This is a genomic window from Nocardioides sp. Z13_37 (genome assembly GCF_058355585.1).
In genome coordinates, this window is the sequence record NZ_JBZGDV010000005.1 from 50,371 (window position 1) to 63,432 (window position 13,062).

Annotated in this window: 13 protein-coding genes; 4 read left to right on the forward strand and 9 right to left on the reverse strand. The window is 73.6% G+C overall.

Annotated features, from left to right (window positions below; all coding sequences use genetic code 11):
- Positions 1-67 precede the first annotated feature (67 nt).
- The gene (groL, locus tag AC4H2S_RS13075; RefSeq protein WP_491497423.1) at positions 68-1,687 is read right to left on the reverse strand and encodes a chaperonin GroEL; all 1,620 of its coding nucleotides are present in this window, start codon (positions 1,685-1,687) and stop codon (positions 68-70) included.
- A gap of 99 nt (positions 1,688-1,786) precedes the next feature.
- On the reverse strand, positions 1,787-2,080 hold the full coding sequence (gene groES / locus AC4H2S_RS13080) for a co-chaperone GroES (RefSeq protein WP_056605525.1): 294 nt from the start codon (positions 2,078-2,080) through the stop codon (positions 1,787-1,789).
- A gap of 222 nt (positions 2,081-2,302) precedes the next feature.
- Between groES and AC4H2S_RS13085 the strand changes: the two genes are divergently transcribed.
- Complete coding sequence (locus AC4H2S_RS13085; protein WP_491497424.1) at positions 2,303-3,493, forward strand: class I SAM-dependent methyltransferase; 1,191 nt, start codon at positions 2,303-2,305, stop codon at positions 3,491-3,493.
- Positions 3,494-3,518: 25 nt separating this feature from the next.
- Here AC4H2S_RS13085 and AC4H2S_RS13090 read toward each other — a convergent pair whose 3' ends face one another.
- Complete coding sequence (locus AC4H2S_RS13090; RefSeq protein ID WP_491497425.1) at positions 3,519-5,327, reverse strand: glycoside hydrolase family 3 N-terminal domain-containing protein; 1,809 nt, start codon at positions 5,325-5,327, stop codon at positions 3,519-3,521.
- A 303-nt stretch (positions 5,328-5,630) separates the two neighbouring features.
- On the opposite strand from AC4H2S_RS13090, the gene AC4H2S_RS13095 reads away from it, so the two are divergent.
- Entirely contained in the window at positions 5,631-6,230 is a 600-nt protein-coding gene (locus tag AC4H2S_RS13095) for a helix-turn-helix domain-containing protein (RefSeq protein WP_491497426.1), read from the forward strand.
- Positions 6,231-6,269: 39 nt separating this feature from the next.
- Here the strand turns inward: AC4H2S_RS13095 and AC4H2S_RS13100 are convergent, their stop codons facing one another.
- The 3 genes from AC4H2S_RS13100 to AC4H2S_RS13110 form a co-directional block, all read right to left on the reverse strand.
- Positions 6,270-6,908: an MBL fold metallo-hydrolase gene (locus AC4H2S_RS13100; RefSeq protein WP_491497427.1), complete on the reverse strand. Its 639-nt coding sequence runs from the start codon at positions 6,906-6,908 to the stop codon at positions 6,270-6,272.
- A complete protein-coding gene (locus AC4H2S_RS13105; protein ID WP_491497428.1) occupies positions 6,908-8,038 on the reverse strand; it encodes an S-(hydroxymethyl)mycothiol dehydrogenase in 1,131 nt (376 codons plus the stop codon). The genes AC4H2S_RS13100 and AC4H2S_RS13105 overlap by 1 nt, the downstream gene beginning before the upstream one ends.
- Before the next feature lie 116 nt (positions 8,039-8,154).
- On the reverse strand, positions 8,155-8,781 hold the full coding sequence (locus tag AC4H2S_RS13110; protein ID WP_491497429.1) for a hypothetical protein: 627 nt from the start codon (positions 8,779-8,781) through the stop codon (positions 8,155-8,157).
- A 132-nt stretch (positions 8,782-8,913) separates the two neighbouring features.
- On the opposite strand from AC4H2S_RS13110, the gene AC4H2S_RS13115 reads away from it, so the two are divergent.
- Together AC4H2S_RS13115 and AC4H2S_RS13120 are read left to right on the forward strand one after the other, a co-directional pair.
- Positions 8,914-9,321, forward strand: a complete 408-nt coding sequence (locus AC4H2S_RS13115) for a hypothetical protein (protein ID WP_491497430.1) — start codon at positions 8,914-8,916, stop codon at positions 9,319-9,321.
- A gap of 4 nt (positions 9,322-9,325) precedes the next feature.
- A complete protein-coding gene (locus tag AC4H2S_RS13120; RefSeq protein ID WP_491497431.1) occupies positions 9,326-10,852 on the forward strand; it encodes a hypothetical protein in 1,527 nt (508 codons plus the stop codon).
- Positions 10,853-10,930: 78 nt separating this feature from the next.
- On the opposite strand, the gene tsaD is transcribed toward AC4H2S_RS13120, so the two are convergent.
- From tsaD to tsaB, 3 genes are read right to left on the reverse strand one after another with little or no spacing between them, the layout of a single operon-like run.
- Positions 10,931-11,977, reverse strand: a complete 1,047-nt coding sequence (tsaD, locus tag AC4H2S_RS13125; RefSeq protein WP_491497432.1) for a tRNA (adenosine(37)-N6)-threonylcarbamoyltransferase complex transferase subunit TsaD — start codon at positions 11,975-11,977, stop codon at positions 10,931-10,933.
- A complete protein-coding gene (locus tag AC4H2S_RS13130) occupies positions 11,970-12,425 on the reverse strand; it encodes a GNAT family N-acetyltransferase (protein WP_491497433.1) in 456 nt (151 codons plus the stop codon). The genes tsaD and AC4H2S_RS13130 overlap by 8 nt, the downstream gene beginning before the upstream one ends.
- Entirely contained in the window at positions 12,422-13,060 is a 639-nt protein-coding gene (tsaB, locus tag AC4H2S_RS13135; protein WP_491497434.1) for a tRNA (adenosine(37)-N6)-threonylcarbamoyltransferase complex dimerization subunit type 1 TsaB, read from the reverse strand. The genes AC4H2S_RS13130 and tsaB overlap by 4 nt, the downstream gene beginning before the upstream one ends.
- Positions 13,061-13,062: the final 2 nt, after the last annotated feature.

Consider the following 13,062-nt stretch of genomic DNA (forward strand, 5'->3'; position numbering starts at 1 on the left):
GACGGCGACAGGCCCGCACCGGAGTCCGGTGCGGGCCTGTCGGGTCGTGCAGGTGGGACGAGGTGGATCAGTGGCCGTGGCCGTGACCCTGTCCGGCGGCGGCCGGCTCCTCCTCCTCGGGCTTGTCCACGATGAGCGTCTCCGTCGTGAGCAGCATGGCGGCGATCGAGGTCGCGTTGACCAGCGCCGAGCGGGTGACCTTGACCGGGTCGAGGACGCCCTGGGCGACCAGGTCGCCGTACTCCTCGGTCGCGGCGTTGTAGCCGTTGCCGACACCGAGCTCGCGGACCTTGGTGGTCACGACGTAGCCGTTGATGCCGCCGTTCTCGGCGATCCAGCGCAGCGGCTCGTCGGCGGCCTTGCGGACCACGCGGACACCGGCGGCCTCGTCGCCGGTCAGGCCGAGGTTGTCCTCGAGCACCGACACGGCGTGGATGAGCGCGGAGCCACCGCCGGGGACGATGCCCTCCTCGATCGCGGCGCGCGTCGCGGAGACGGCGTCCTCGATGCGGTGCTTCTTCTCCTTCAGCTCCACCTCGGTGGCGGCGCCGACGCGGATCACGCAGACACCACCGGCGAGCTTGGCGAGGCGCTCCTGGAGCTTCTCGCGGTCCCAGTCGGAGTCGGTGTTCTCGATCTCGGCCTTGATCTGGTTGACGCGGCCCTCGACAGCGGTGCTGTCGCCGGCGCCGTCGACGATCGTGGTGTGGTCCTTGGTGATGACCACGCGACGCGCCTGGCCGAGGACCTCGAGGCCCACCTGGTCGAGCTTGAGGCCGACCTCGGGGGCGACGACCTGGCCGCCGGTCAGGATCGCGATGTCCTGCATCATCGCCTTGCGGCGGTCGCCGAAGGCCGGGCTCTTCACCGCGGCGACGTTGAAGGTGCCGCGGATCTTGTTGACGACCAGCGTCGACAGCGCCTCGCCCTCGACGTCCTCGGCGAGGATGAAGAGCGGCTTGCCGGTGCCGATGACCTTCTCCAGCAGCGGGAGCAGCTCCTGGATCGCGGAGATCTTGCCCTGGTGGAGCAGGATGTAGGGGTCGTCGAGGACGGTCTCCATCGACTCCGGGTCGGTGACGAAGTAGGCCGAGATGTAGCCCTTGTCGAACTGCATGCCCTCGGTGAACTCGAGGTCGGTGCCCATGGTGTTGGACTCCTCGACCGTGATCACGCCGTCCTTGCCGACCTTGTCGAAGGCCTGGGCGAGCAGGTCGCCGATGTGGCTGTCGCGGCTGGAGATGGTCGCGACGGACGCCATGTCCTCGCGGGTCTCGACCTCGCGGGCGGCCTCGCGCAGCGCGTCGCCGACGGCCTCGGCCGCGGCGTCCATGCCACGCTTGAGGCCCATCGGGTTGGCGCCGGCCGCGACGGCGCGCAGGCCCTCGTGGACCATGGCCTGGGCCAGGACGGTGGCGGTGGTGGTGCCGTCACCGGCGATGTCGTTGGTCTTGGTGGCCACCTCCTTGGTGAGCTGGGCACCGAGGTTCTCAAACGGGTCGTCGAGCTCGATCTCGCGAGCGACGGTCACGCCGTCGTTGGTGATGGTGGGGGCGCCCCACTTCTTGTCGAGGACGACGTAGCGGCCCTTGGGGCCGAGCGTCACCTTGACGGCGTTGGCGAGGGCGTCGACACCGCGCTCGAGGGCGCGGCGGGCGTTCTCGTCGAACTCCAGGATCTTGGGCATTGCTGTGCTCCTAGGAACAGGTGAAAGGGGTTCGCCCGGACGTCATGGCCGCTGGTCGCCGGAGCGACCGGCAGCCATGACGTGCCGGGCGAAGGGGAATCAGGAGACGACGGCGAGGATGTCGCGGGCAGACAGGATCAGGTACTCCTGGCCGGCGTACTTGACCTCGGTGCCGCCGTACTTGCTGTAGATGACCTTGTCACCCACGGCGACGTCGAGCGGGACGCGGTTGCCGTTGTCGTCGATGCGACCGGGACCGATCGCCACGACCTCGCCCTCCTGGGGCTTCTCCTTGGCCGTGTCCGGGATGACCAGGCCGGAGGCGGTGGTCTGCTCGGCTTCGAGGGTCTGGACGACGATGCGGTCCTCGAGGGGCTTGATGTTGACCGACACTTCGGATCAACCTCCACTTTCTCAAAACAAGAGATCTTCAGGAGCCCGGACCAATTTCTGCCCGGGGCTCCCAGGACGTGGGCTCGCGGACCGCGGCACGCCGTCGCGGGGGTCGTGCCTGGCTCACGAGCGTTGGCATTCTCAAGGCGAGAGTGCCAATGCAGACGCTAGCACTCTGCCCGCACGAGTGCTAGCCGGTCCCGCCGCTGACAGGATGACGGGGTGGAGATCGAGACGCTGGACTGGTTGCGCACGCCCGACGGCGCCCGTCTGCTCGCCACCGCCACGCAGGCGTGGGCCGACCACCGGGGCGACCCGGTGCGGGTCACCGCCGCGGTCCGCCGCCTCGAGCCCGACCCCGAGAAGGCGGCCGCGGCCACGACCCAGGCGCAGCTGCGGGAGCGGGCCATCGCGAAGTTCGGCGACGCCGCCCAGCACATGTTCTTCACCCCGGACGCGCTCGAGCAGGCGACGCGGGCGCGGGTCGCCGACCACCGGGCGGCCCGGCTCGCCGCCGCGATCCCCGGCGGCAGCGTCGTCGACCTGGGCTGTGGCATCGGCGGCGACCTCCTCGCCTTCGCCCGGGCCGGGCTGGTCGCGGGCGGCATCGACCAGGACCCGGTCCGGGTGGCGATGGCGCGGGCCAACCTCGAGGCCCTCGGCCTCCCCGGAGCCGTCCAGGTGGGCGACGCCACCGCGATCGACCCGCGGGCGTTCGACGTCGCCTTCGCCGACCCCGCGCGACGCGGGGGCCGCGGCCGGATCTTCGACGTCGAGGGGTGGACCCCGCCCTGGTCGTGGGTGCTCGACCTGCTGCAGCGCCGCGCGCTCGTCAAGGTCGCGCCCGGCATCGACCACGACCTCGTGCCCGCGGGCGTGGAGGCCGAGTGGGTCAGCGACGCCGGCGACGTCAAGGAGGCCGTGCTGTGGTCCCCCGACCTGGCCACCACCGGCCGTCGCGCCACCGTCATCGGTGACGGCGGGCTCGCCAGCCTCACCGACGAGGACTCGCCCGCCGAGGGCGAGGCCGGCACCGAGGTCCGGGAGGTCGGCGCGTTCCTCTACGAGCCCGACGGCGCCGTCATCCGCGCCGGGCTGGTCACCGCGGTCGCCGCCGGCGTCGGGGGCGGGCTGGTCGACCCGCACATCGCCTACGTCACCAGCGACGCGTCGTTCCACACGCCGTTCGCGCGCAGCTACCGGGTGGTCGAGCACCTCCCCTACCGCGAGAAGCAGCTGCGGGCGGCCCTGCAGGAGCGCGGCATCGGGCGGCTGACGATCAAGAAGCGCGGGGTGCAGGTCGTGCCCGAGGAGCTGCGCAAGCGGCTGGCCCTCAAGGGCGACGACGAGGCCACGCTGGTGCTCACGCGCGTGTCGGGGCAGGGCACCGCCCTGCTCGTCCAGCCGTTCTGAGCCAGGTGCCAGGCGGCGGGCGGGCTCAGCAGCCCTCGCGCGCCACGCCCTGCACCACCACCGGCAACCGGCCCTTCGCGGGCTGCGTGCCGGTCAGCACGTCGACCAGCACCTCCATCGCCGCGGGTGTGTCCCCGTAGGTGGCCAGCCGCGTCGGGGCACTCACGCGGCCGAGCACCCACGGGCTGTCGGTGGCCACCGCGACCTCACCGTCGACGGGGGCGTCGCGGTAGCCGGTGAAGCCCACCTGCGTGCCCGCCGCGAGGCGGGCGTCCTCGCGGGCGGTCCAGGCGTCGAGCCGCTTCGTGCGCCTCGCCTCGGCCGCCTTCCAGGCGCGCACCCGTTTCCTGAAGGAGCGCTTGCGCTCCTTCTTCCTGCGCTCCGGGCGCGGCTCCGCGGTGGCCAGCGCGGCCGGCGGCGAGCGGCGCGCCAGCACCGTGATGCCCGCTGCCCGCGCGGCCGTGGTGAACGCGCCCACCGCGCTCGCGTCTCCGTACGCGTGCACCGTGTCGCCGACCAGACGTCCCGAGCACGCCCCGTCGGTGAGGGTCACCGCGGCGGCCGACAGGCGTCGTGAGGCGGCCCGCGCGGTGCTGGGGGGCGCTTCCCCGCCCCCTTCGGCTCCCACGTCGGCGAGGTGCCTCAGCAGGGCGATCTGCCGTGCCGCCGCCTGTTCCAGGCGCCGGCGGGGCAGGTCGTCGCGGCGGACGGCGCGGACCAGCGCGGCCCGGGCGGTGGCCGGCGACGGTGGCATGAGCAGGACGTCGGAGCCGGCGCGCATCGCCTGCACGGCGGTCCGCCCCGGGTCGCGGCCGCGCGTCACCGCGGCCATCTGGAGCGAGTCGGTGACCACGAGCCCTTCGAACCCGAGATCGCCGCGCAGCAGGCCGGTGACGACCTTGCGCGACAGCGACGACGGGACGCGCGGGTCCACGGCGCGCACGTCGAGGTGCCCCACCATGACCGCGGGCAGCCCGGCCTCGACGCTGCGCGCGAAGGGGACGAGGTCGGTGCCCCTCAGCTCGGCCAGCGACTTCGTCTGCACCGGCAGGCTGAGGTGGCTGTCGGCGGGCACCGACCCGTGGCCCGGGAAGTGCTTGATCACCGGCAGCACGCCGGCCGAGCTGAACCCGTCGGCGGTCGCGACGACCTGCTCGGCCACGCTGACCGGTCGCGACGAGGCCGAGCGCGACCCGATCGTCGGGTCGCCCGGCCCGGAGGTGACGTCGGCGACCGGCGCGAAGTCGGCGGTGAACCCGAGCCCGCGCAGCTCCGCCGCGGCGGCGGCGTACGCCTGCTCGGTCAGCGAGGCGTCGTCCGCGGCGCCGGTGCTCATGAAGGCAGGAAAGCGTGTCGCGGCACCGCGCAGCCGCTCGACGACCCCACCCTCCTGGTCGACGCCGAGGAAGAGCGGCCACGTCCGGGGGACCTGCCGGGTGAGCGTCCGGTTGACCGACCTCACCTGGGCGGCGGAGGCGACGTTGGCGCTGAAGGCGATGACCCCGCCGAGGTGGAGGTCGCGCACCATCCGCACGGGCGCCGCCGTCCCGGCCCAGTCGGCGACGATCACCTGTCCGGCGAGGTCGGGCAGGCGCATCCGGCCGACGATCCGCGCCGCCCGGTCGAGCTCGGCCCGGTCCGGCCCCCAGCCCTCCACCAGCCCGAGCTCCTCGGAGGCGGTCGGTGGCACCGGGGGCGTGCTCGTCGCAGCCGGGCTCCCGGCAGAGCGCTCCTCGTCCTCCCCCGGACCCGCCCCGTCGCAGGCGGCCAGCGAGGCGGCCAGGGCGAGGGTGACACCGAGGCTCGCCAGACGGGTTGCCGGACGCGAGCGCATCCGGCCATGGTGGCACGCCCTGGGGCGCCCGCCCGCTCCTCGCTCCCCCACCCTCCCCGGCACTGGCACCTGAGTCTCTCCGCGACTCAGGTGTCAGGTCGGCCCCGCGGAGGCGGCCCCGCACACCCACCCGCGCCGCCTTGGCGACTGAGTCTCCCCGCGACTCAGGTGCCAGTGCGGCAGGGGGCGCAGGGTGGACGGACCTGGCCTGTGGAGGAGCGGTCGCCGGTTGTCGGTGCCTACGACTGGGATGGCAGGACCGAGGGCGAGAGGACGTCCACGACCGATGGAAGGGGCTGAGTGATGCGGACGATGGACGAGTGGGACCCCGAGTGCCAGTGGACCGAGGAGGAGGTGGAGTGGTACCTGATGGGCCCGTTCGACGGCGGGGTGCCCGGGCTCGTGCGCCGCATCAGGCGGATCCTGGACGTGTCGCAGCGCGGGCTGGCGGCCCTGATCGGGGTGTCCCAGTCGGTCGTCGCGAGGTGGGAGACCGGCCGCACGAGCCCGAGGGTGAGCATGATGCAGCACCTGCTCGGCCTCGCCGGGCTGGGCAGCACCGTCCACGACACCGAGAGCGGTGAGGTGGTCGAGCCGATGCGCGACGACGGGGCGCGCGACCGGGGCGGTCGGCGCTACCCGGCGCACGTCGACCTGAGGGCCACCGGGTGGTACGTCCCGCGCGGGCTCGAGTGCACGTCCGAGCCCGCGCGGTGGCGCCGGGCCTCGCGCGCCCGGAAGGACCCGCTCGTGCTGCACCACACCTCGCCCTACTGGCGCTGGGTCCGGCGACACTTCTTCGGCACACCCGTCGACCATCCGGCATCCCACCAGCTGGTGGCCGAGGCAGAGCACCTCGACGAGGTGAGGCAGGCCCGCCGGCAGCAGTGGCGGGCCGCCTGACCCCCGGCGGCGCCGGACCCCTGCCGGCGGCGCCGGACCTCAGCCGGCGAGCCCCTCCCGCTCGGCCCCGATGGTGGTGTCGGGTCCGTGCCCGGTGTGCACGACCGTCTCGTCGGGCAGCTCGAGGAGCCGCGACCGGATGGACTCCTTGATCAGGTCCTCGTCGGAGTAGGACCGACCGGTCGCCCCGGGTCCGCCCTGGAAGAGCGTGTCGCCGGTGAAGACGCAGCCGAGGTCGTGGACGTAGAGGCACACCGCGCCGGGGGCGTGGCCCGGCGTGTGGATCACCGTGACCGCCGCCCCGCCGATCGTGAGCGTCTGGCCGTCGGCGAGGTCGACGTCCCAGAGCTCGGCGCCCTCCTCGTCGCCTCCGTGGGTGAGCTCCCACAGCGGACGGTCGTCGGGGTGCAGCAGCACCGGCGCCCCGGTGCGGCGGCGCAGCTCCGGCGCCACCCGCACGTGGTCGTCGTGCGCGTGCGTGCACACGATCGCCTTCACGGTCCGCCCGCCGACGACCTCGAGGATCGCGTCGACGTCGTGCGGTGCGTCGATGACGAGGCACTGCTCGTCGTCGCCGATCACCCACACGTTGTTGTCGACGTCGTAGGTCTCACCGTCGAGTGAGAACGTGCCCGAGACCACGCCGTGGTCGACCCGCACGCCACGCGGCCCGGTCATCAGAGCACCACCACCGAGCGGAGGACGCTCTGCCCGTCGGGGGCGTGGTGCATCTTCTCGAACGCCGCCTCGACGTCGCCGATGCCGATCTCCTCGGTCACGAAGGCGTCGAGGTCGAGCCGGCCCTGCTGGTAGAGGTCGACCAGCATCGGGAAGTCGCGCGAGGGCAGGCAGTCGCCGTACCAGGAGGACTTGAGCGAGCCGCCCCGGCCGAAGACGTCGATGAGCGGGATCTCGGGGATCGTCATGTCCGGCGTGGGCACGCCGACGAGGACGACGGTGCCGGCCAGGTCGCGTGCGTAGAAGGCCTGCTTCCAGGTCTCGGGTCGGCCGACCGCGTCGATCACGACGTCGGCGCCACCCTCGTGGCCCGTGTCGTCCTGCGGCGGGGTCAGCTCGCGGATGGCCGTCACGGCGTCGACCTCCGCGGAGTTCACCGTGTGCGTGGCGCCCATCGAGCGCGCGATCTCGAGCTTGCGGTCGTCGATGTCGACGGCGATGATCCGGGACGCGCCGGCGAGCGCAGCGCCCGCGATCGCCGCGGCACCGACGCCGCCGCAGCCGATGACGGCGACGGTGGAGCCGCGGGTCACGTTGCCGGTGTTGATGGCAGCGCCCAGGCCGGCCATCACGCCGCACCCGAGCAGGCCGACGGCGGCAGGACGCGCCGAGGGGTCGACCTTCGTGCACTGCCCGGCGGCGACCAGCGTCTTCTCGGCGAACGCGCCGATGCCCAGCGCCGGCGACAGCTCGGTGCCGGCGAGGTCGCCCTCGGCGAGCGTCATCTTCTGGGTGGCGTTGTGGGTGGCGAAGCAGTACCACGGCTCGCCGCGGTTGCAGGCGCGGCACTCGCCGCACACCGCGCGCCAGTTGAGGACGACGAAGTCGCCCGGCTCGACGCTCGTGACGTCCGGACCGACCGACTCCACGATGCCGGCGGCCTCGTGGCCGAGCAGGAAGGGGAAGTCGTCGTTGATCCCGCCTTCGCGGTAGTGCAGGTCGGTGTGGCACACCCCGCAGGCCTGGATCTTCACCACCGCCTCGCCCGGGCCGGGGTCGGGGACGTTGATGGTGGTGAGCTGCACCGGCTCACCCTTGGCGAGCGCGACGACGGCCTGGACCTGCTGCATCGATGTTCCTCCTCTGCGTGTGGGGCGGCGCGAACGCTGCGACGCCGACCCCACAGATGCAACCACCTCGGGTGTCGTCGGGTCCTCACCGGGACCCGGACAGCACCGGCTCCCGCTCAGTCCAGGTCGGTCTTGAAGCTGGCGAGCAGGCCGTCGAGGACACCCTGCATCTCGTCGTCGGTCAGCGGCTGCGGCACGCCGTCGAGGTTGTGCCGGATGGTGATGGTCCACGCGGAGTCGAGGAACATCACCCCGAAGGTGTGCACGCGGTACTGCGGGTCCGTCGTCTCGTCGACGACGTGCCACGCGGTGTACTTGCCGCCTGCCACGGCGTCGTCCTGGCGGACCTGGACCTTCGGGCCGTCGTGCTGGCGGATCCACTCCTTCGCGAACGCGTCGAGCGAGGCCGCGTCGGTCAGCGCGGGCGCCAGCGTCACGCCGCTCTGGCCGTCGCGGAAGCCCTGCACGATGCCGAAGTCGCTGTTGCGGGTGTAGGTCGCCAAGCCGTGCATGCTGGCGCCGGGGACCTTGATCCGGGGACCGTCCGCCGGCTCCACGACCGTGCTCGTCGTGGTCGGGGTCGGGGTCGACGACGGGGACGACGACGTGGACGACGAGGGGGACGAGCCGCTGGCCGGGTCGGCGCCCGGGCCGTCCTCCGTGGACTGGCACCCGCTGACGAGGAGCGCGACCAGACCGGCGCACGCCGCCACCACGCGGACCCGCTCTCCCCGAGACGTCATGCGCGGGAGCCTATCGGGCAGGCGGACCCGTCCTGAGGCTGGAGGCACGGCCTTTCGAGGCAGGATGCCTCGCGGCGCAGTTCTCCCGCATAGGGTGGTTTTGGTTCTGCGACAAGGGGGAAGGGACAGATCATGCTGCCGTTGGAAGACCGTGAACTGCTCAACCAGACCATGGTGGGGCTCAACATCGACCCCGACACGATCTCCTCGTTGATGGCCTCCTTCGACAAGGCCGCCGAGGGCGTCGAGAGCAAGCCGATCCTGCCCGTCCCGAGCACGTCGTTCGGCCAGTCCTACACAGGTGGGTACCGCCTCGGCACCAACACCGAGATGGCCCACCAGGCCGTCGCCGACGAGCTCAAGAAGGTCGCGGCCGGGCTGCGCGGGATGGGCGAGTCGGTGGATGCCTTCCGCAAGGACATGGAGACCACGACGGAGCAGACCGCCGCCACGATGCAGCTGATCCAGACGTCGACGAGCTGCGTGGCCGCACCCGACTTCGGCTCCGACCAGTGCACCCTGCCCACCGAGGAGGACTGAGACCATGACCAAGGGACCCCACCGTCAGGTTCTCGACACCTACCTCGACTCCGCGGCCGAGGGCCGGATCAAGAGCGCCGGCGCCGCCTGGAAGGAGAAGGCCGCCGACCTGAAGGTCCTGGGCGACGCCCTCAAGAACGCCGCGAAGCAGGCAGAGCTCCGCATCGGCGAGTCGACCCTCACCGGTCCGGCCCTGCGCGCCGGGATGGAGCAGTCGGCGACCTCGATGATCGCGAAGTCCGAGCAGCTCGCCGCGGCCGGCGAGGCCCTGCGCCAGGTGGGACTCCAGCTCGAGGACACCCGGACCACGCGCGACAACATGGCCGACCTCGGCGAGAAGCCCCCTGCCTACCAGGCTCCCCCGGGCACGCCCGGCGTCGAGCCGACCAAGGAGGAGCTGCAGGCGCAGGCGGCCGCGTCCAACGCACGGGCCAACGCCCGCTCGACCTGGCAGGCGGAGTACGACAAGCAGGAGGCCAAGGCACTCGCGCTCACCAAGGAGCTCGACGCGGCCTTCATCGGTGCGATCCCACCGATGAAGGACATCCACGGACAGACCGACCCGACCGAGCCGCCGCCCAACGTCCCGACCGGTCCGTCGGGTCCCTACCTGCCGGGCACCAAGGCGCCGGGAGTCCCGGCGACGCCCGAGGGTCCCGCCAACGGCAACCCGCCGGGCACCTGGAACCCGACGCCTACCCCCACCCCGACCCCCACCCCGACCCCCACCCCGACGCCCACCCCGACGCCCACGCCCACCCCGACCCCGCCCACCACCGAGCCGACTCCGCCGACCCACACCCCGCCGGGCACGACCCCGCCGGGCACGACCCCGACCTACCCGGGACACGTGCCGGGCGAGACCACCACGGTGGCGGGCTCGTCGCAGGGCGGGGTGACCTACACCCCCGGCGGCGCACAGGTGGCGGCGTCCGGCGCGGCGGGCGCGGCCGGAGCGGGCACGGGCGGCGTCAGCGCCGCGGCGATGGGCGCAGCCGGGGCCGCGGGCGGCGCCAGCGGCGCGATGGGCGGCGTCCGTGCCGGCTCGGTGTCCTCCTCCGGTGCCGCGACCACCCGTCCGATCGGGGCCACCGGTCGCAGCGGCAGCGCCGGTGCGCTGTCCCGTCCCGGCGGCTCCGCCGCCGGCGCGGCAGGACGCGCCGGTGCGACCGCGGGAAGCCCCACCTCGCGCGGCACCTCCAGCTCGGCGGCTCGCGGCGCGGGGTCGACCGGCTCGACCGCTCGTGGTGCCGGCTCGGCGGGCGCACGGGGCGCTGGCTCGGCAGGCTCGGCAGGTGCGCGCGGCGCAGGATCGGCAGGCAGCCGCGGCGCGGCGGCAGGCTCGACCACCGGCTCCCGCTCCGGCGGGCGGGGGTCGAGCGGGGCCCGCGGTGCGGGCGCAGGCGCCGGTGGCGCCTCCGGACGCGGTGGCCGCAAGGGCGACCGCGACCAGACCGCCGAGCGCGACAGCCTGGTCTACGACCAGGACTGGCTCGGCGACGACGACGTGGCCCCGGGCGTCCTCGACTGAGGATCCCGGCGCGCAAGCTCTCGTGACGCAGGCCCCCGCTCTCGGGCGGGGGTCTTCGTCATGCCTGCCGGGGAGCGGTCAGGCCACCACGGTCGTGATCGGCTGGGAGGAGTCGGCGGGGAGGTCGAGCGAGGAGGGCGTACGCCCCCGCGCGACGAGCTCGGCGCCGAGCGCGGCGACCATCGCGCCGTTGTCGGTGCACAGGCCCGGGCGTGGCACCCGCACCCGGATGCCACGGACGCTCGCGCGCTCCTCGGCCATCGCCCGCAGACGGCTGTTGGCGGCCACGCCGCCGCCGATGAGGATGTCCTCGATCCCGCGGCTCGTCGCCGCGTCGATCGCCTTGCGGGTCAGCACGTCGCACACCGCCTCCTGGAACGACGCGGCCACGTCGGCGACGTCGATCGTGGCGCCCGCGCGCTGCTGGGCCTCCACCCAGCGGGCGACGGCGGTCTTCAGCCCGGAGAACGAGAAGTCGAAGCGGTGCCGCTCGAGGTCGCGGCGGCTGGTGAGCCCGCGCGGGAAGTCGATCGCGACGCTGTTGCCGGAGCGGGCCTGCTTGTCGATGTGGGGTCCGCCGGGGAAGGGCAGGCCGAGGAGCCGGGCGACCTTGTCGAAGGCCTCCCCCGCGGCGTCGTCGATGGTCGAGCCCATCGGCTCGACGCCGACGGTGACGTCGGTGACCTCCAGCAGGCTGGAGTGGCCGCCGGAGACCAGCATCGCGAGGCAGGGCTCGGGCAGCGGGCCGTGCTCGAGCTGGTCGACCGCGACGTGGGCGGCGAGGTGGTTGACGCCGTAGATCGGCTTGCCCAGGCCGAGCGCGAGCGCCTTGGCGCTCGCCACGCCCACCAGCAGCGCGCCGGCGAGCCCGGGCCCGCTGGTCACGGCGACGGCGTCGATGTCGGACAGGGAGATGCCGGCGGTCTCGGCGGCCCGCTCGATCGTGGGCACCATCGCCTCGAGGTGGGCGCGGCTGGCGACCTCGGGCACGACGCCGCCGAAGCGGGCGTGCTCCTCGACGCTGCTGGCGACGTTGTCGGCGAGCAGGGTGTGGCCCCGGACGATGCCGACGCCGGTCTCGTCGCAGGAGGTCTCGATGCCGAGGACGAGCGGTGCGTCAGTCATGGGCGGTCTCCGTCTGCTCCCTGGCCGCGCCGGGCAGCCAGCGGCACATCACCAGCGCCTCCGACCCGTCGCGGTAGTAGTGCGGTCGTACGTCGATGACGCTGAACTGGCGGGCGACGTAGAACCCGACGGCAGGGGCGTTGGCCACGCTCACCTCCAGCAGCATGCGGGATGCCCCGTCGGTGTCGACGAGGAGCTCGTCGAGGAGCCGCGAGGCGAGGCCGCTGCGGCGCGCGTCGGGGCGTACGCCGATGCGCAGCAGGTCGACGATGTCGCCGGCGGTCATCGTCACGGCGTAGCCGGAGAGGTCGTCGGCGACCACGAAGCGTCGCCCGGGTCCCTCGATCTCCTCGCGCACGAGCGCCTCGCTCCACGCGTCGGGCCCGAAGAGCTCCTGCTCGAGGGCGACGAGTACCGGCAGGTCGGCGAGCGTGGCGGGACGGATCACGAGACGGGCTTCCTGGGTGCGCCGGCGACCGCGTCGGGGCGGCGCAGGTAGAGGGGCTCGGGGTCGAGCAGCTCGACGAGCTCGTCGGCCACGCCGGCGGCCAGCCAGCCGGCGCTCGGCCGGGCGGGCGCGATCGCGTGGGGGAACGCGTCGGGGTAGAGCTCGGGCCCGGCGCCGGCGACGGGGGCGTCGGTGGCGACCTCGGCCGGCCGGGTGACGACGGGGCCCTCGAGACGGCGGCCGCCGGCGTCGTAGGAGGCGAGGTAGACCTCCTTGCGGCGCGCGTCGGTGGCGACGAGGAAACCGCCGTCGGTGGCGCCACCGGCGGCGACCTGGAGTGCGACGGCGTCGAGCGAGCACACGCCGTAGACCGGCACGTCGAGGACGAAGCCGAGGGTGCGCGCGGTGACGACGCCGACCCGCAGCCCGGTGAACGGTCCGGGGCCGACGCCCACCGCGACCGCGGTGAGGTCCTGGCGAACGATGCCGGCGTCCTCCATCGCGCGGGCGATGAGCGGCGCGAGGTGCTCGCCGTGCTTCATCGGCTGCTCGGAGGAGTGCTCGACCACGACCCGCTCGCCGTCGTGCAGGGCGACGGAGACCAGCGGGGTCGCGGTGTCGAAGGCGAGCAGCACGG

Excerpts from the sequence above, each read along its gene's own strand:
- AC4H2S_RS13115 (WP_491497430.1), top strand. The coding sequence starts at position 8,914 with ATGCTGCCGTTGGAAGACCGTGAACTGCTCAACCAGACCATGGTGGGG.
- AC4H2S_RS13095 (WP_491497426.1), top strand. The coding sequence starts at position 5,631 with ATGCGGACGATGGACGAGTGGGACCCCGAGTGCCAGTGGACCGAGGAG.
- tsaD (WP_491497432.1), bottom strand. The coding sequence starts at position 11,977 with ATGACTGACGCACCGCTCGTCCTCGGCATCGAGACCTCCTGCGACGAG.
- AC4H2S_RS13105 (WP_491497428.1), bottom strand. The coding sequence starts at position 8,038 with ATGCAGCAGGTCCAGGCCGTCGTCGCGCTCGCCAAGGGTGAGCCGGTG.
- AC4H2S_RS13090 (WP_491497425.1), bottom strand. The coding sequence starts at position 5,327 with ATGCGCTCGCGTCCGGCAACCCGTCTGGCGAGCCTCGGTGTCACCCTC.
- AC4H2S_RS13120 (WP_491497431.1), top strand. The coding sequence starts at position 9,326 with ATGACCAAGGGACCCCACCGTCAGGTTCTCGACACCTACCTCGACTCC.
- AC4H2S_RS13100 (WP_491497427.1), bottom strand. The coding sequence starts at position 6,908 with ATGACCGGGCCGCGTGGCGTGCGGGTCGACCACGGCGTGGTCTCGGGC.
- AC4H2S_RS13110 (WP_491497429.1), bottom strand. The coding sequence starts at position 8,781 with ATGACGTCTCGGGGAGAGCGGGTCCGCGTGGTGGCGGCGTGCGCCGGT.
- groL (WP_491497423.1), bottom strand. The coding sequence starts at position 1,687 with ATGCCCAAGATCCTGGAGTTCGACGAGAACGCCCGCCGCGCCCTCGAG.